Below are 17,465 nucleotides of genomic sequence, written 5' to 3'. Positions count from 1 at the left end.
CAATTCAGCATTTTTATGGATACTTAAGCATCTTCAGAACCCTTTGCGCTATTATCCTGACCCGATGTCTCATTAATCAGCTTGGTAATATACGCTCCCTTTTCAATGGAATTGTCCAGCTCAAAATGTATTTCGGGAGTATACCTTATTTGTACCCTGCGGCCGATTTCCCGTCTAATAAAACCGGCTGCACTTTTAAGACCTTCCAATGCACTTGCTTTTTCCTCTTCGCTTCCCATAACGCTGACATAAACTTTCGCATAGCGAAGATCTTTTGTCACATTAAGATGCGTTATACTTATAAGTTTGGAAAGTCTCGGGTCCTTTAACTCATTTTGAATAATACCGCTCATTTCCCTTTTTATTTCTTCAGATATACGTTCAATTCTCTCCATTTAAAACACTCCTACAACTTATTGCGTGTCTATTTTAGTCCATAGAATTATTTTACTTCTTCCATAACGTAGGCTTCAATTACGTCTCCTTCTTTTATATCATTATACTTTTCTATGGATATGCCGCACTCATATCCTTGGGCTACTTCTTTCACATCATCCTTAAACCTCTTTAATGAGGCAAGCTTACCTTCGTGAATTACAATTCCATCTCTTACCAATCTGATATCACAATTTCTCACTATCTTTCCATCGGTTACGTATGCTCCGCCAATTGTTCCCACACCGGAAACCTTGAATATTTGCCTAATTTCAACATGCCCGATTACAACTTCCTTGTAAGTCGGATCAAGCATTCCCTTCATAGCGGCCTCAATGTCCTCAATTGCATTGTATATAATTGTGTAAAGCCTCAGGTCAACACCGGCTTTCTTCGCCGCATCAATAACATTAGCCGAAGGTCTTACATTAAATCCGATTATAATAGCGTTGGAAACTTGTGCTAAAGTAACGTCGGATTCGTTTACCGAACCTACGCCTCCATGTATGATCTTAATTCTGACCTCGTCATTGCTAAGTTTCTCCAAAGACTGCTTTAAAGCTTCAACCGAACCCTGAACATCAGCCTTTACAATAATATTCAGGTCTTTAACCTTACCTTCTTTTATCTGGTTAAACAGATCATCGAGGGTAACTCTTGCAGTTGATTTTAGCTGCTGCTCTCTCTGTTTTAGTTTTCTCTTTTCTATTAATTGTTTTGCAGTCTTTTCGTCGGTTATGGCATAGAATATTTCTCCAGCTTCCGGAACTTCATGCATACCAAGGATTTCAACCGGCGTTGAAGGTCCTGCCTTTTTGATTCTATGGCCTTTATCGTCCGTCATTGCCCTTATTCTTCCGGTAGTAGTACCAACTATAATGGAATCTCCGACATTTAAAGTTCCCCTCTGGACAAGTACCGTCGCAACAGGTCCTTTGTCCTTGTCAAGTTTTGCCTCTATGACAGTACCTTTCGCTTGTTTGTTCGGATTTGCCTTAAGTTCAAGCATATCTGCTGCCAGAAGAACCATTTCCAACAAATTGTCAATATTTAATCTCTTCTTTGCCGATACCTCAACGCAAATTGTATCGCCGCCCCATTCCTCAGGAATGAGTCCATACTCGGCCAACTCCTGCTTAACTCTGTCGGGATTTGCAGTCGGCTTATCAATTTTGTTAATTGCAACGATAATAGTTACATTTGCAGCTTTAGCATGGTTTATTGCTTCAACTGTTTGAGGCATAACACCATCGTCTGCCGCTACAACCAAAATGGCAACGTCTGTAACCTGCGCTCCCCTTGCCCTCATGGCTGTGAACGCCTCATGACCCGGGGTATCAAGGAATGTAATATTCCTGTTATTTATTTTTACCATGTACGCACCAATATGCTGTGTAATTCCACCTGCTTCACTTTCTGTAACATTTGATTTCTTAATTGCATCCAAAAGTGAAGTTTTTCCATGGTCAACATGCCCCATAACAACCACTACAGGAGGCCTTGGCACTGCCTCGGGATCATTGGAATCATCGGAATCGTCAAAGAGAATATCCTCTTCATTGACAACAACTTCCTCTTCTGCCTTTACCCCAAACTCATCCGCAACTATAGCCGCTGTATCAAAATCCAGTTCCTGATTCAATGTTGCCATGATTCCCAAAGCCATCAGCTTCTTTATTACTTCAGCAGCTGTCTTCTTGAGGGCTTCAGCCAATTCTTTTACAGTAATGGGCGCAGAAATCTTTATTGATGTAAGAACAGCCTTTGGTGGAATATACTTTTCTTCTTGCTTTTCTTCCTTCTTCTTTTTCACTTTTCTGACTCTCTTTGAGCCATTGAAGTAATACTCCTCCATCTCAAAATCGTCGGATAATACTTCTGAAACTCCTTTTTTAGTGTTCAAAACATTCTTTATTACTTTATGATTCTTATTTTTTCCGTTGTTTATTCCGGCTCTGGGCTGTTCTTTCTTAAGCTCCCTTTTCGAATCCTTTTCGGCATCTTTGTTGAAATCGCGTCTTTCGGCACGCTGCGAATTCAATTCTTCCTTCTGAGAAGCGCTAAGCTCAACCTTCGGTATTTCCAAAGGCCTTTTTGAAACAGCACGGCCGGCATCCCTATTTTTATCGGCACCAGGTCTGTTATTATTCGGCTTGTTGGCATCCTGGGCACGATTGGGTTCATTTCTCTTTGTATCGGGATTTTTATGTTCGTTTCTCTTTACATTGCCGCCTCTATTATCACTTCTATCATTCTTCTTGACATCATTTTTCTTTTCATTACTCTTTTTAACGTCAATCTTTTTATTGTCATTTTTCTTATCCATGTCTTTTCTGCCTGCAGATTCCACAGTATTGCTTTCTTCATTGCCGACTATACTGTTATCCGTTGAAATCGGCTTATTATTGTCTGTCTTTTTGTCTTTATCATTACTAACATCCAAGTTTGAATCACATTATTAACGCTCTCCGCAGAGGTAGCTTTTACTTCTTCCAACACTTTACTTTCCATATTCATAGAGCCATCCTTAATTTCAGCAATTTGTTTGGAAACATCCTCTTTCTTTTTATCCTGAACTATAGTTGTTTCCTTTTGCAGATTCTCTTTTATATTGATTTTATCCGCATCTTTCTTCTCATTGGTCTGAGCTTTCGATGCTTCATTTTTTTTCTGTTCTTCAAGAATTCTCATATATTCCGGCTTCGTTTCCCTCACAAGTCCCGGCCTCAAACCGGAAGTATCTGTTGAAACTTTGATAAAATCATTTTTCTTTCGCCTGTCTTTCGACCTTTTTTGGGCTTCTTGATTCATTTTCTTTATTTACCTTTGGTTCTTCATCTTTTGAATCGAGGTAAATCTCAGTTGTCCTAATAATTCTTGGAGCCTTTTTGGCATCTTTTTTGATTTCCTTCATAGCCTCGCTGCTCGGCTGAACAACGTGATGAGCAGAAGTACTTTTATTGTCATCGGCATCGGCCTTATCATCTTTATGCCTGATTACACCAATATGGTCATATAAAGCTTCCAGTTCATCCTCCTCTAAAAAGCTCATATGATTCTTGACAACTATGTTTATTTCCTCTAGTTTTTCCATCAATCTTTTACTTGTTGTGTTGAGTTCTTTCGCAAGCTCATAAACTCTCTTTTTTGCCAATAGCTTCACCCCCGCATCCAATTTTTGCTTCATCAATCATTTGTATTGTCCTATTTGCAAATCCCTTATCAAGTATTGCTATCACCGACCTTATATCTTTACCGATAAATTTACCCAACAAATCTTTGTTACCGAATATTCTTATGTCCACGTCCCTATATTTGCAGGCATTAATAAACTTTTCCTTTGTGCTTAGCGAAGCATCTTCGGCCACAATTATCAAGCTCACTTTTCCTGCTTTGAGCAATCTTTCACAGGTTTCATACCCTGATACCAGCTTATTTGCTTTTCTAGCCAACCCCAGAAAAGAGTATATTCTTTCAGTCATGACCCTCCTCCAACTCTTTCCTTAATAACTCATATATTTCATCATCAATAGATGTCTCGAAGGCCCTTTCAAACTTTCTACCCTTTCTGGCTTTTTCAAAACAAGAAATACTCTTGCAGAGGTACGCCCCCCTGCCCGGTTTTTTCCCGTTAAAATCCAAAGAAATTTCATTTTCCTTGTTTTTAACCACTCTAATAAGTTCTTTCTTAGGTCTCATCTCCTGACAACCAAGGCACATCCTCATTGGAATCTTTTTCTGTTTCACCTTTCACCACTTCCCAAAATCAAGCTTAAAATATATCAAGTTCCTCCTGTTTCCAGTCGATGAACCGCAAGGAGCAAACTAAAACAAGCCAAAAGTTATCAACGTAGATTTATAAAAATCATTCTTCCAAATCGTCCGCAATATCTTCGGCGGTCTCTTCGTTCACATCATCAATTATATCATCTGCACCATCTTCAGTTACATCTTCATAAGTAACATCCATGGTATTTTCGTCTGCTCCATCCGTAAAATTCGGTTTAAAGAGGTCATTTGCCGTAAACTCTGCTTCATCACTGTAATTGCCGTTATAATTCAAAAGCTGCTGCTCAATTGTAGCTCTAAGCTGTGATTCACTCTTAATATCGATTTTCCAACCCGTCAGTTTAGCAGCAAGTCTCGCATTCTGGCCCTCTTTACCTATCGCCAGTGAAAGCTGAAAATCGGGAACGGTTACCTTGGCACTCTTTTCTTCTTCATTTATGTCAACTCTGACAACTTTGGCAGGACTAAGACTGCTGGAAATATATTCTTCCGGATTGCTGCTCCACTTTATTATATCTATTTTTTCGCCGCGAAGTTCATCAACAATAGCTTGAACCCTGGTACCCTTCTGACCGACACATGCTCCCACCGGGTCCACATTGTCATCTTTTGAGTAAACAGCAATCTTGGTCCTAGAGCCCGGCTCTCTGGAAATACTCCTTATTTCAACAATTCCTTCATATATTTCAGGAACCTCAAGTTCAAAAAGTCTCTTAATAATTCCGGGATGCGTTCTAGACACCATAATTTGAGGACCTTTTGTGGTCTTTTTCACTTCAATTATATATGTTTTTATCCTGTCGTTAAACTTGTATTCCTCACCCGGTATTTGCTCTGCCGGAGCCAGTATTGCCTCAGCTTTTCCGAGATCAATAATTACGTTTTTTCTTTCTATTCTCTGAACAACCCCGGTAACGATCTCGCCCTCTTTATTTGAAAACTCGTTAAAAATAATTCCTCTTTCAGCTTCTCTGATACGCTGTACCACCACCTGTTTGGCAGTCTGTGCCGCTATCCTTCCAAATTTTCTCGGTGTTACTTCTATCTCAACAACATCATTCTCTTCAAAGTCTGGATCTATTTTTTTCGCATTCTCAACGGATATTTCCAATAAGTCATTTTGGGGATTGGCAGTAACCTTCTTCAATGCAAAAACCTTAAAGTCCCCGGTTTCACGGTCAATCGATACTCTTACATTCTGAGATGAGCCAAAACTTCTCTTATAAGCTGAAATAAGAGCAGCCTCAATAGCTTCAATTAGTGTATCCTTGTCAATCCCTTTTTCCTTTTCCAATTGTTCCAATGCATGAATTAAATCCGCACTCATTTTAGAGCCTCCTTATTTACTTTTCATGTTTATAATATCTAAATCATCACCTAAAGTGATCTTGTTTTGTCAGCTTAATTTAAAACTTTATGACTCTTCTCACCATGGCAACCTTATCCCGCTCAAATTCCATGATTTCTTTATCATCATTTTTTATAATAATCTTGTTGTCCTTATATCCTACAAGTTCACCTTCGAATACTTTCTTCCCTTCGATAGGCTTAAAAACTTTGACTTCAACCAGTTCTCCTTTAAACCGTTCAAAATCCGACTCCTTCTTAAGCGGCCTGTCAAGCCCCGGTGAAGAAACTTCCAGGAAGTAACTCTGAGGTATGGGATCCTCTTTATCTAGTATATCACTTATTTCCTCGCTTACAACCTGACAGTCATCTATAGTTATTCCGCCCGGTTTGTCAATATATATACGCAGATACCAATTTGAGCCTTCTTTTATAAATTCAACATCTACCAACTCAAAAGAATACCTGTTTACTATTGGATTGGCAATTTCCGTAACAATTTCTTCTATTCCTTTTCTAGTCATACAAACCTCCGATAGAATTGGTATAACTTTTGTCAAGTTCCTTTTAAAGTTTTCTCTTCGTTCCAAGAAATAATACGAAAGAGTGGGTCCGACCCACTCTTTACCATAAGCTACTATTTGCTTTAGTCCAAAAGTATTATAACATTATTATTCGTAATTATCAACATTTTATTAGCATTAATTATAATTATTATTCAAATTTAATAGAATACCTATTTTCTTCAATGTCAAAGAAGCGGTATCAAATATGTAAACTATTTCACCTTAATCAGGTTCATCAAATTTGAAAGAACACATCATATCCAGTATTTTTTGCCTGTATTTCTTGTCGTTATAGGTATCCTGGGTCAAGACGCAGCCGGTATTGTATTTATAGTTTTCACCTATCATAAATATTTCAATAATATATTCGGTCGTATCACCGTCTTTTTTTACATACAGAAGTTCCTTTGCTTTTTTGCCGCCTATCTCAACATCATTGATATTTTCAAGCTTATATGTCTCAGAAGCGTATTCCTTTTTGATATAATCAATATCCGACTTTACCACATCATCCAATGAAAGGCCTTTTCATAAGAATAAATATTAATGTAAACTTGGTTTCCCAAATTATCTATAAAGCTAACCATGTTTTCGGCATCACTATTTTTTACCTCCATCCAGTCAGCCAAAACATCTATTGAATATTTTAAATTATTATTTGTATAGAGCCTAAAACCCTCTTTTGTGACATCCGAAAGGTCTTCAACACTTCCGTCATCCACAAATTTAACGCTGAAAGAATCGAGAAACTTTTGAACGTCCCGGTTGGCTTTGTAACTGTTGTAATCTTCAAAAATCAAGTTTACAAAATACACTTTGCCTTCATTTACATAAAACCTGTCCTCATAGGCATACGCTTCATCTCTGTACACTACTTTGGCATAAGAATCGCCTTTCTCCTGCCCAATCAAAGTATAACGGTCTTTTATCGTGCTTAACTCCATGGAAAGAATGTTGTCAATTGTAAATTCTCCCTGCTGTAATATGCTGATTATGATAGAGCAGTTTATATACTTGTGCACAAATATATTTACATTACCGCTAAAACTTCTGTAATTTAAGTTTAAATTTTTAGGAAAATCTGCCGACCACCCGTAGTAACTGTCCCCTACTTTCTCCTTGGCTGTTTTCTTTAAAATAAGGCTAAAATCTTTTACACTATTTGCATTTACTTTTACAACCGTGATCTGCTTTGTATAGTCATTATAATCCACATCTGCTCCAAAATTTTCCGTTATAAACCTTAAAGGAACCATTGTCCTGCCGTTTATTATCCTCGGGGCCTCCAAAAGCTCTACGGCAGTACCGTCCACATATGCTTTTTTATTATCAATGTACAGCTTTATTGCAACTTGGCTGTAGTCTAGAGTAACACATCTTTGCTGCCCATTCCAGTCAACCCGGGCACCAAAGGCTTCTGTAATAACTCTTACGGGTACAAGGGTTACTCCATTTACAACAACAGGTCTTTCAACCTTGACCTCTTTACCGTTAATGTATAAGATTTCATCGCCCACTTTAAAGTTTATCGCTATTTTTTCTCCCTCTTTTACCGCTCCTGCAACACAGGTCAGTAAAACAACACACAAAAGAATCATTACCGGCATAAGAATTTTCTTCAAAGTGATTCCCCCAAAAAATTTTAATGCTAAAAATTCAAAGCAAAACATTAGCCAAACAAACTTATCTGATTGCTCTCAGGCAAACCGTCAAGGCATCCGCTCTGCTGCAAAATTTCTATGACAGTCTTACTTACTTTGGCTCTTATTCTCAAGTCATCCACAGATATAACTCACCGTTGTTTCTTGCCTCAACTATACTCTGTGCTGCAGAAGTTCCAAGTCCTTGAAGGGCATTCAAAGGCGGCCTGAGCCCATCTTTTTCAATCTTAAACTTTACGGCATCGGATTTATAAATGTCTATGGGCAAAAACTTTATGCCCCTTGCATACATTTCGTTGGCAACCTCAAGTATGGTAAGGGTATTCTTTTCTTTCTGAGTCATGTTGTTTCCCTTGAGTTCAAACTCCCGAATCTTGTTTATTACTCTATCCTTTCCATGGCACATCATAGCAGCATCAAATTCATCCGCCCTTACGGTAAAATATGTTGCATAAAATGCTTCAGGATAGTATACCTTAAACCATGCAATTCTAAAAGCCATCATAACATACGCAGCCGCATGGGCTTTCGGAAACATGTACTTTATTTTTTTACAGGAACCTATGTACCAATCCGGTACATTTTTCTCTCTCATTATCTGTTCATACTCTTCCTTAAGTCCCTTACCCTTTCTGACATCTTCCATAATCTTAAATGCTGTCTTATTCGGAAGACCATAGTGTATGAGATTGAGCATTATATCATCCTGGTACATATAACCTCGGACAATGATGCAATATTGCTTCTCACAAGGTCCTGGGCATTGTTGAGCCAAACATCTGTTCCGTGGGAAAGCCCCGAAATCCTTATAAGCTCGGAAAAAGTTTTGGGCTTGGTGTCTACAAGCATCTGCCTTACAAACTTGGTTCCGAATTCGGGAATCGCAAAAGTTCCCACTGGACTGTTTATATCTTCGGGGTTTATTCCCAGCGGTTCGGTACTGCTGAATATACCCATTGTTTTCTTCTCCCTATGGGGATTGTTCTGGCATTAACCCCGGTCAAATCCTCAAGCATCCTTATAACCGTAGGGTCGTCATGACCCAGTATATCAAGCTTTAAAAGCCTTCCGCTTATGGAATGGTAATCAAAATGGGTTGTGATAGTACCGGAGGTCGAATCGTCTGCCGGATACTGTATCGGGCAAAACTCATAAATTTCTCTGTCTTGAGGAACTATCATAACTCCCCCCGGATGCTGTCCGGTAGTCCTCTTTACACCGGTACACCCCTTGACCAGCCGGTTGATTTCCGCATTGGTCGCAACTATGTTCCTTTCGTCCAAGTAGTTTTTTACAAAACCGTAGGCTGTCTTCTCTGCAATTGTTCCAATAGTACCGGCTCTGTAAACATGTCCCACACCAAAGAGTTCTTCGGTATATTTATGTGCTACCGGTTGGTATTCTCCCGAAAAGTTGAGGTCAATATCAGGCTCTTTATCTCCTTCAAATCCCAAAAAGGTTTCAAAAGGAATATCATATCCGTCTTTCTTTAAGCTTCTTCCGCAATTGGGGCATTCCTTGTCCGGCATGTCAAAACCGCATCCGTAGCTTCCGTCCAAAACAAACTCCGAATATTTGCAGCTTTCGCATATGTAGTGGGGCGGAAGAGAGTTAACCTCGGTTATGCCTATGAGGTAGGCAACAAATGACGAACCGACAGATCCCCTCGAACCTACCAGATAGCCGTCGCTCAAGGATTTCCATACCAGCTTTTGCGCAATGATATACATAACCGAAAAGCCGTTGGTTATTATCGAGTTAAGCTCCTTCTCCATACGCTTTTCCACAATGTCGGGAAGAGTATCCCCATAAATCTCACAGGCCTTGTTTTGGGCAAGCATCCTTATTTCCTCTTCGGCACCTTCGATTTTAGGCGGAAAAGTCCCGTCCGGTATGGGAAGTATATCTTCGCACATATCTGCAATCAAATTGGTATTGGTTACAACTACTTCGTAGCATTTTCCTCGCCAAGGTAATCAAACTCCTTAAGCATTTCATCGGTGGTCCTGAAATACAGCGGTGCCTGGTTATCCGCATCGGAAAAGCCTTGTCCTGCCATAAGTATCCTGCGGAAAACCTCATCCTCCGGATCCATGAAATGGACATCGCAGGTGGCAACCACCGGCTTGTTGTACTTTTCACCGAGAGCAACAATTTTTCTGTTTATATTTTTCAAGTCTTCCTCACTGTTTACTTTTCCGCTGTCAAGAAGAAAACGGTTATTGCCTAAAGGCTGTATTTCAAGATAATCATAAAATCTCGCAATCTTTGCAATCTCTTGTTCGTCCTTGTTTTCAAGAATTGCACGGTAAAGCTCTCCCGCCTCACAAGCACTTCCCAGAATAAGACCTTCCCGGTATGCCATTAAAAGCTTTTTTGGAAGCCTCGGCCTTTTGTGAAAATATTCCAAATGAGTCTTGGACACAATCTTATAAAGATTCTTAAGACCTATATAATTTTTTACAAGTATAATGGCATGATATGAATTCGCCTTTTGATAATTCCAGCAATCCTCAAAAGCATTCTGTATATCGTCAATGGTTTTAACATTCTTTTGGGCCAGTATCTCAAGGCATTTAATAAAAATACCCGCACAAGCTTTTGCATCGTCAAGCCCTATGATGGTTTTCCAAGGATACCCCAAGATGCTTTGCTACTATGTCCAGCTTATGTTTTTTTAGCTCCGGAAACATCTGTCTTGAAAGCTCAAGGGTATCAATCACCGGATTTTCAACATTCTTATTCATAAGAAAAGCATTATACCTGATAAATCCCGTATCAAAAACCGCATTATGAGCCACCAAAGGAGAATTGCCCACAAACTCCAAAAACTGAGGCAAAGCCTTGTCAATGGTCGGAGCATCGGCAACTAAATCGTCAGTAATACCTGTCAAATTGACTATTAACTCCGGTATCGGAATTTCAGGATTCACAAATGTGCTGAAGGTATCGACAATTTTACCTTCCTTTATTTTTACCGCACCGATTTCCGTTATTTTATCTTTATCAGCCGAAAGACCGGTTGTCTCAATATCAAATACCACAAACTCACCGTCAACAGGATGTCCGTTAGAACGATAGACGATGGGGACGGAATCATCAAGAAGATATGCTTCAATTCCGTAAATAACCTTTATTTTATTCTTTTTGGCCGCATCACAAGCATCAGGATAAGCCTGTACCACTCCGTGGTCGGTTACGGCTATTGCCTTGTGCCCCCACTGGGCAGCCCGCTTTATCAGGTCTTTAACCGATGTAACTCCATCCATTGCACTCATCTGTGTGTGAAGATGAAGCTCCACCCTCTTTTCACCGGCATTGTCGTTTCTCGTCTGCACAGAAACCTCAACAATATCCGAAGCCAACACCGTCAGCTCCCTTGAAAATTTATCATACTGCTCGCCGCGAATCTTTACATTTGCCTTTTCCTTAATCCTCTCCATAACGCTTCCGGACTTGTCCTTGTCCAGAAAAATCTTAACAGTGAGGGAGCTGGTAAGATCCGTTACATCAAATATATAAAGCAGCTTGCCGCTTTTTAGTTCCCTGGTTTCCGTCCTTATTATCTCACCCTTTACGGCAATTCTGCCGGAATCCTGCGTCACTTCGGACATGTTCATAACACTGTCATTAAAGTTTTTACCTAAAATAACCTCCGACTTGTCTCCTGAATCCAAAGGTGCACTCTTCTTTGAATCGCCGGAGGTTTTCACAGGCTTTGCAATATTCTTGATAACCGTATCGGTTACAACCTTTGCTTCCTCATTCTCTTTAAACTCAATATACTCGTTTATTTTATCCTCATTTATTTCAGAATCCTTAAACTCAACCCTTATCTGCAATCCAAAACATTCTTTTATTATATTTTCAATTAAAGTGTCGCAATTCTTGCATTTCAAAATCTCCGTTCCCTTTGTCTTGAGATAAATGCAAAGCTTTTTATCCTCTATTTTCCACTTGCATCCGCTTAATATTCCACGGCACAACGCAATATTTTTCTTTGTCATATAGAGTATGCTGTCCCAGTATTTATCAAGCACTTCCTCTATGGAAAGCGCAATATTAAAGGAAACCCTGAGATGAACCTGTTCAAGCCCAAACATCCTTTTAAAGCTCTGCTCCACATCATCGAGGGTCTTTGCAGGTATTAGTGTGTCCGAAACAATAAAAATCTCCAGTTTTCTGGATTTTTTATAGACATTAATATTATGTATTCTTGCAGCACTAAAAAGCTCTCTGTCAACGTCATTATTAATTACCTCAGGAAAAAGATCCGAGAGCCTTTTATCCTTCATCAATACATTTTGCACCAATTCCTCCCCACCTTTTCTCACATCTTCAGTATTTCCTCCATAAGTTCTTCCACTGCTCTTTCCTGCGGAATCTTGCGAACTATATCTCCCTTTTTAAACAGCAATACCTCACCTTTTCCTCCGGCAATGCAATATCCGCTTCCTTGGCTTCGCCCGGTCCGTTTACGGCACAACCCATAATTGCTACCTTGATATTTTTATCAAGTCCCCCAAGTCTTTTCTCTACTTTTTCGGCTATTCCGATTAGATCAATCTGGCATCTTCCGCATGTAGGGCAGGAAACAAACTCAATTCCGCCCTTTTCTATTCCTAAAGCTCTAAGCAGTTCATGTCCGACCAAAACTTCTTCTTTGGGGTCCCCAGTCAGCGATACTCTTACCGTGTCCCCTATTCCCTCGGCCAAAAGGCAACCCAAACCGGCACAGGATTTGATAGTGCCTTTAAAAACGGTTCCAGCCTCGGTAACGCCAATATGTAAAGGATAATCCGTTTTCTCTGATATCAACCGGTAAGCTGCTATAGTCATTGGCACATTTGAAGCCTTTAAGGAGATTACTATATTGTGAAAATCCAGTTCCTCCAATATCCGGGCATGTCCTAATGCACTTTCTACCATTGCCTCAGGAGTTATTCCTCCATATTTTTCAACAATATTTTTCTCAAGGGATCCGGAATTCACTCCTATGCGAATGGGTATCTGCCTTGACTTTGCAACCTCAACAACTTTTTTTTACCCTTTCTTTGTCTCCTATGTTTCCGGGATTTAATCTAATCTTGTCAGCTCCGTTTTCCATGCTGGATATAGCAAGCCGATAATCAAAATGAATATCGGCTACCAGCGGAATCCTAATAGACTTTTTTATTAACTTTATCGCCTCTGCTGCTTCCTTGTCCACGACAGCAACTCTAATAATTTCACATCCCATATCCTCAAGCATTTTTATTTGATTTACGGTAGACCCGACATCCCTCGTATCGGTGTTGGTCATGGACTGAACTGTAATTTTGGCATCTCCGCCTATATATACATCTCCAACTCTTACCGTTCTCGTTTGCTTTCTTTTAATATACTCCATATTTAAAACTCTCTTCTTTCTTTTTGATATTACTTCGTACTATTTATATCAAGCAATCTTTATGCTTTTTATTTAATTATAAATCTAATTATGTCATTTGCCATTACAAATATTGAAAGGCCTATCAAAATAACAAACCCTATTGATGTAATAATCGCTTCCTTCTCCAAAGGAATCTTCCTTCTGCTTATCGCCTCAATCGCAAGAATAAGAAGCTTGCTTCCGTCAAGAGCCGGGAAAGGCACAAGGTTTGTTGCACCAATTGCGGCACTTATCAAAGCAGTCCAAAGGAGTATGTTCAAAACCGCATCTTTAAAGGTATCACTTTGCTGGGCCACATCATTCATTGTGCTGACAATCCCCACCGGACCTGTCATCTGATTTAGGGATACCTGACCCGTCACAAGCCAGTACAGGCTGTATGGCACCATACGTATGTTGGAATAGGTAAACATTGCACCGTTCTTCATAACATCTAAAATATTGCCTCCCTTTGCCCGGGTAAAGGCTATACCCAATGCGTAATTCTCGACGAATTGCGGTACAACATTAAAAGCCATTTCTTTTCCGTCTCTCAAAATAGTTACACTAACCGGCTGCTCCTTATTCTCTTTTAAAAAATCCCTTATTTGGTCAATACCGCCAACTTCTATATCATTCAGCTTCACAATCTTATCCCCAGGTTTTGCACCGGCTTTTTCTAAAGCTCCACCGTTAACCAACTCAGCAATAACATTGGAGTTTTCCACCGATTCGGAATAATAACCCAACTGGTAAGTCCTCTCTATCGCAGGCTCGATATCTTTTTTTATCTTAGTTCCGTTTCTTACAAATTCAATTGTTGTTTTTTCTCCTTTGGATATATACAAAAACTGGATAACTTCCAGAGGATCATATATTCTCTTGCCGTCGTAGCCGACAATAGTGTCTCCTTTTTCGATACCGACATTATAAGCTGCAGAACCTTCCTGAACAACACCCACAGTTCTTGTGGTATAACCCGTCGTATAATACACTATTGATATTATCAGGAATGCTGAAATCAAATTGGCCAACGGTCCTGCCGCCACCACTGCAGCCCGCACCCATACCGGCTTGTTGCTAAAGGCCCTTTCGCTGTCCGATTCTTCCTCTTCTCCCTCCATCTTGACGTAGGCAAGTATCGGAAACAAACGCAATGAATAGGCCGTCTCACCGCGCTTGACGGAAAAAAGCTTCGGACCTACAAAGAGAGAAAACTCTTCAACCTTTATGCCCGACAGTTTGGCAACAATAAAGTGTCCAAGCTCATGAATAATAATTATAAAATCAAAAGCCAGAATAACCAATAAAAATCTCATAAAAACCTCCTGAAATTGATTGTGTCATACATTATCCAAATCGAGAGTAATACAAATCTTTCATTGTCTCATATTATGTACAGCAAATAAACTAAAACCAGATATTTAATTAACAACTTCCCTAACTATTTTCCTTGCCCATAAATCGACATCAATTATATCGTCAATGCCAGGGTCGGACTTGATTGAATGTCTCCCCATTACATTTTCTATGATTCGGGGTATATCCAAAAACCTTATTTTCTCCTCCATAAACAATCCTACAGCTTCTTCATTGGCTGCGTTGAGCACTGCAGGCATGGTACCTCCGGCTCTTAACGCCTCAAAAGCAAGCTCAAGACACGGAAAAGCCTCAAGGTCAGGAACCTCAAAGGTAAGACTTCCGTTCTTGATAATGTCAAGCTTTGAAAAGTTATTTGGCTTTCTGTCCGGATATGTGAGAGCAAACTGTATGGGAAGTCTCATATCCGGTGATCCCAACTGGGCTATTATAGAGCCGTCTTTGTATTCAACCATTGAATGAATGATGCTCTGAGGATGAACTAAAACCTCAATATCTTCTTGCGGCATATCAAAAAGCCAACGAGCCTCAATAACTTCCAATCCTTTATTCATCAAAGTTGCCGAATCAATAGTTATTTTACTGCCCATGCTCCAGTTCGGATGTTTTAGGGCCTCCTTAAGCGTTACATTCTCAAGCTGTTCCCTCTTTCTGCCTCTAAAAGGACCTCCCGATGCAGTCAAAATTATCTTTGACACATCTTCCTTATTATTACCCATTAAGCTTTGAAAAATAGCAGAATGCTCACTATCTACCGGAAGAATCTTAACTTCCATCCTGGAGGCTTCGGACATAACAATATGCCCTGCGGTTACAAGGGTTTCTTTGTTTGCCAGTGCTATATTTTTTTTATGCTTTATGGCCTCCATGGTAGGAATAAGGCCAGCTATCCCCACTATAGAGGTAACTACAGTTTCCACACTTTCAATGGAAGCCACCATTTTAAGCCCTTCAATTCCACCTACCACTTTACAATCCGTTTCTGAAAGCCTTGCGCTTAAAACCTTCGCCAGCTCTTCATCTTTTACCGCGACTATCTTGGGATAAAACTCTCTTGCCTGTTTTTCAAGCAAATCTATGTTTTTATTTGCCGCCAATCCTTCAACTTTTATATTCAAATTTCTGGCCACATCCAAGGTCTGAACACCTATAGAACCTGTAGAGCCAAGAATTGAAATCCTGTTTACCATATTATCCTCCTTATGCTTATTCATCAAAGCAGCCTAAATAATCCAGCTTAAATAAAAGTATACCACAGGAGCGGTAAATAATATACTGTCAAACCTGTCAAGGCTCCGCCGTGCCCCGGCATTATATTGCCAAAATCCTTAACTTTGACAAACCGTTTTATTGCAGAAGCTGCCCAATCTCCCACCTGGATATAATACCGCACAAAATCCCCATAAGCAAGAAGTGATAATATGGAATAAAGCCAATAGAGCCACTTTTATTCAAATACAAGCCATAAAGCAGACTTGTCAATGCACAGCCTATTACTCCGCCAATTGCTCCTTCTACTGTTTTTTTAGGGCTAATAGCGGCATAAGCTTGTGTTTTCCGAAAAAGCGTCCGGCGAAATATGCCATGGTGTCGGTGGAAAAAGCCCCGATAAATATAAGCCATACAAAGAAAAAACCGTTATTTAAATTCCTTGTGAAGACAATAAATGATAATAAAAACGCTATATAGAAAACACCGAAAAAAGTCAGTGAAATATCCACAATATTGTATTTACTATGTAAAAAAATACTAAACGAAAATAGGGCTACAATCATAATAAAAACAGCAAATATCAATGTTTTAAAAGATAATATCTGTTCAAGGAAAAGAGTTTTTGGTACTCTGTCGAAACAAAGAAGCAAAATACCGGCACACGAAATGTAGCTACTGCCCTGACAGGCCTGTAACCGGCATTCCTCAAAGACTTAAAATACTCATACATTGCAAGCAAGGAAACAAAAAAAACCGATATCCCAAGAATTATTTGCCCCGAACATACCACTGCGATCAATATAATAACTGCTATTAACGCACTTACACTCTGGTTTTAGCAACTCTATATCCCTCCAAATCTTCTGTTTCTCTTCTGATACTCAAAAATAGCATCTAAAATGTGCTCCTTCTTAAAATCGGGCCAGAGTACATCAGTATACCAAAATTCGGTATATGCCGACTGCCATAACAGAAAATTGCTGAGCCTTTTTTCTCCTCCGGGACGAATCAATAGATCAGGATCCGGTATCATAGCAGTGTATAGACCGTCATTTAACACTTTCTCATCAATATCATCGACTTTCAATTTGCCCTCGGAAACTTCCTTTGCTATTTTTTTTGCTGCATGCACAATCTCTGCCCTGCTGCCGTAATTCAATGCGATATTCAAAATCAACCCGGTATTTTTTGAAGTAAGTTTCGTAACCCTGTCTATTTCTTTTTTTATCTTATCGTCAAATACGCTGACATCACCTATAACCTGTATTCGAACGTTTTTTTCCGCCAATATGGGTTTCGGCATTTTTCAGATAGTCTAAAAGAAGATTCATCAAAGCATCAACTTCGCTTTTAGGTCTCTTCCAATTCTCCGTTGAGAAAGCATAAACAGTGAGATACTTTATTCCGATCTCTCCGCAAAATGTAGTTATTTCCTTCAGAGTCTTTGCACCTTCTCTGTGACCTACAGAACGCGGAAGCGCTCTTTTCTTTGCCCATCTGCCATTCCCATCCATTATAATTGCAATATGAGCCGGTAATTTGTTGTAATCTATATCACTTTTTTTCCAATTCCTTATTTTAAATATATTTTTCAAAAAACTCATTATAACCTCCAAAACCTACTAGCAAAAATACTTTTACTACTAATTATTATATTATATATAT

Annotated in this window: 12 protein-coding genes and 4 pseudogenes; all 16 read right to left on the bottom strand. The window is 39.5% G+C overall.

What is annotated here, in order from left to right; all coding sequences use genetic code 11:
- Positions 1-23: 23 nt before the first annotated feature.
- The 16 genes and pseudogenes from rbfA to uppS all read right to left on the bottom strand — a co-directional run bounded on the left by rbfA (position 24) and on the right by uppS (position 17,404).
- Positions 24-395 (bottom strand): 30S ribosome-binding factor RbfA, encoded by a 372-nt coding sequence (gene rbfA / locus JCM21531_RS03190; protein ID WP_038287300.1) that lies wholly within the window; start codon positions 393-395, stop codon positions 24-26.
- Positions 396-442: 47 nt separating this feature from the next.
- Complete coding sequence (gene infB / locus JCM21531_RS03185; protein ID WP_243467140.1) at positions 443-2,878, bottom strand: translation initiation factor IF-2; 2,436 nt, start codon at positions 2,876-2,878, stop codon at positions 443-445.
- Positions 2,809-3,246: a hypothetical protein gene (locus JCM21531_RS20310; RefSeq protein WP_243467139.1), complete on the bottom strand. Its 438-nt coding sequence runs from the start codon at positions 3,244-3,246 to the stop codon at positions 2,809-2,811. The genes infB and JCM21531_RS20310 overlap by 70 nt, the downstream gene beginning before the upstream one ends.
- Positions 3,197-3,589 carry a translation initiation factor IF-2 N-terminal domain-containing protein gene (locus JCM21531_RS20305; RefSeq protein ID WP_243467138.1) on the bottom strand — a complete coding sequence of 131 codons (393 nt, stop codon included), beginning with the start codon at positions 3,587-3,589 and terminating at the stop codon, positions 3,197-3,199. The genes JCM21531_RS20310 and JCM21531_RS20305 overlap by 50 nt, the downstream gene beginning before the upstream one ends.
- Complete coding sequence (locus JCM21531_RS03180; protein ID WP_038287298.1) at positions 3,567-3,917, bottom strand: L7Ae/L30e/S12e/Gadd45 family ribosomal protein; 351 nt, start codon at positions 3,915-3,917, stop codon at positions 3,567-3,569. Before JCM21531_RS03180 ends, JCM21531_RS20305 begins: the two co-directional genes overlap by 23 nt.
- Positions 3,910-4,182, bottom strand: coding sequence for an RNase P modulator RnpM (gene rnpM / locus JCM21531_RS03175; RefSeq protein ID WP_038287296.1), 273 nt, complete (start codon positions 4,180-4,182; stop codon positions 3,910-3,912). Before rnpM ends, JCM21531_RS03180 begins: the two co-directional genes overlap by 8 nt.
- A 118-nt stretch (positions 4,183-4,300) precedes the next feature.
- A complete protein-coding gene (gene nusA / locus JCM21531_RS03170; protein ID WP_038287294.1) occupies positions 4,301-5,551 on the bottom strand; it encodes a transcription termination factor NusA in 1,251 nt (416 codons plus the stop codon).
- Between the two features lie 79 nt (positions 5,552-5,630).
- The gene (rimP, locus tag JCM21531_RS03165) at positions 5,631-6,095 is read right to left on the bottom strand and encodes a ribosome maturation factor RimP (RefSeq protein WP_038287292.1); all 465 of its coding nucleotides are present in this window, start codon (positions 6,093-6,095) and stop codon (positions 5,631-5,633) included.
- Positions 6,096-6,359: 264 nt separating this feature from the next.
- Entirely contained in the window at positions 6,360-6,653 is a 294-nt protein-coding gene (locus JCM21531_RS03160; RefSeq protein ID WP_038287290.1) for a hypothetical protein, read from the bottom strand.
- Positions 6,638-7,759 carry a copper amine oxidase N-terminal domain-containing protein gene (locus JCM21531_RS03155; RefSeq protein WP_038287288.1) on the bottom strand — a complete coding sequence of 374 codons (1,122 nt, stop codon included), beginning with the start codon at positions 7,757-7,759 and terminating at the stop codon, positions 6,638-6,640. The genes JCM21531_RS03160 and JCM21531_RS03155 overlap by 16 nt, the downstream gene beginning before the upstream one ends.
- Positions 7,760-7,806: 47 nt before the next feature.
- A pseudogene (locus tag JCM21531_RS03150) lies at positions 7,807-12,108 on the bottom strand (PolC-type DNA polymerase III).
- Positions 12,109-12,128: 20 nt separating this feature from the next.
- Positions 12,129-13,187, bottom strand: a pseudogene (gene ispG, locus JCM21531_RS03145) (flavodoxin-dependent (E)-4-hydroxy-3-methylbut-2-enyl-diphosphate synthase).
- 68 nt (positions 13,188-13,255) lie between these two features.
- A complete protein-coding gene (rseP, locus tag JCM21531_RS03140; RefSeq protein ID WP_038287286.1) occupies positions 13,256-14,527 on the bottom strand; it encodes an RIP metalloprotease RseP in 1,272 nt (423 codons plus the stop codon).
- A gap of 105 nt (positions 14,528-14,632) precedes the next feature.
- Complete coding sequence (locus JCM21531_RS03135) at positions 14,633-15,778, bottom strand: 1-deoxy-D-xylulose-5-phosphate reductoisomerase (protein ID WP_038287284.1); 1,146 nt, start codon at positions 15,776-15,778, stop codon at positions 14,633-14,635.
- A gap of 47 nt (positions 15,779-15,825) precedes the next feature.
- A pseudogene (locus JCM21531_RS03130) lies at positions 15,826-16,363 on the bottom strand (phosphatidate cytidylyltransferase).
- Positions 16,364-16,644: 281 nt separating this feature from the next.
- Positions 16,645-17,404: pseudogene (gene uppS, locus JCM21531_RS03125) on the bottom strand (undecaprenyl pyrophosphate synthase).
- Positions 17,405-17,465 lie beyond the last annotated feature (61 nt).

Source organism: Acetivibrio straminisolvens JCM 21531 (assembly GCF_000521465.1).
Classification (GTDB): Bacteria; Bacillota; Clostridia; order Acetivibrionales; family Acetivibrionaceae; genus Hungateiclostridium; species Hungateiclostridium straminisolvens.
The sequence above is the reverse complement of the archived record's forward strand: the minus strand, read 5'-3'. Positions and strand labels throughout refer to the sequence as shown.

Coding starts and splice junctions, on each gene's coding strand:
- rbfA (WP_038287300.1), bottom strand. CDS start 395: ATGGAGAGAATTGAACGTATATCTGAAGAAATAAAAAGGGAAATGAGC.
- JCM21531_RS20310 (WP_243467139.1), bottom strand. CDS start 3,246: ATGAATCAAGAAGCCCAAAAAAGGTCGAAAGACAGGCGAAAGAAAAAT.
- nusA (WP_038287294.1), bottom strand. CDS start 5,551: ATGAGTGCGGATTTAATTCATGCATTGGAACAATTGGAAAAGGAAAAA.
- JCM21531_RS03180 (WP_038287298.1), bottom strand. CDS start 3,917: ATGACTGAAAGAATATACTCTTTTCTGGGGTTGGCTAGAAAAGCAAAT.
- rimP (WP_038287292.1), bottom strand. CDS start 6,095: ATGACTAGAAAAGGAATAGAAGAAATTGTTACGGAAATTGCCAATCCA.
- JCM21531_RS03135 (WP_038287284.1), bottom strand. CDS start 15,778: ATGGTAAACAGGATTTCAATTCTTGGCTCTACAGGTTCTATAGGTGTT.
- rseP (WP_038287286.1), bottom strand. CDS start 14,527: ATGAGATTTTTATTGGTTATTCTGGCTTTTGATTTTATAATTATTATT.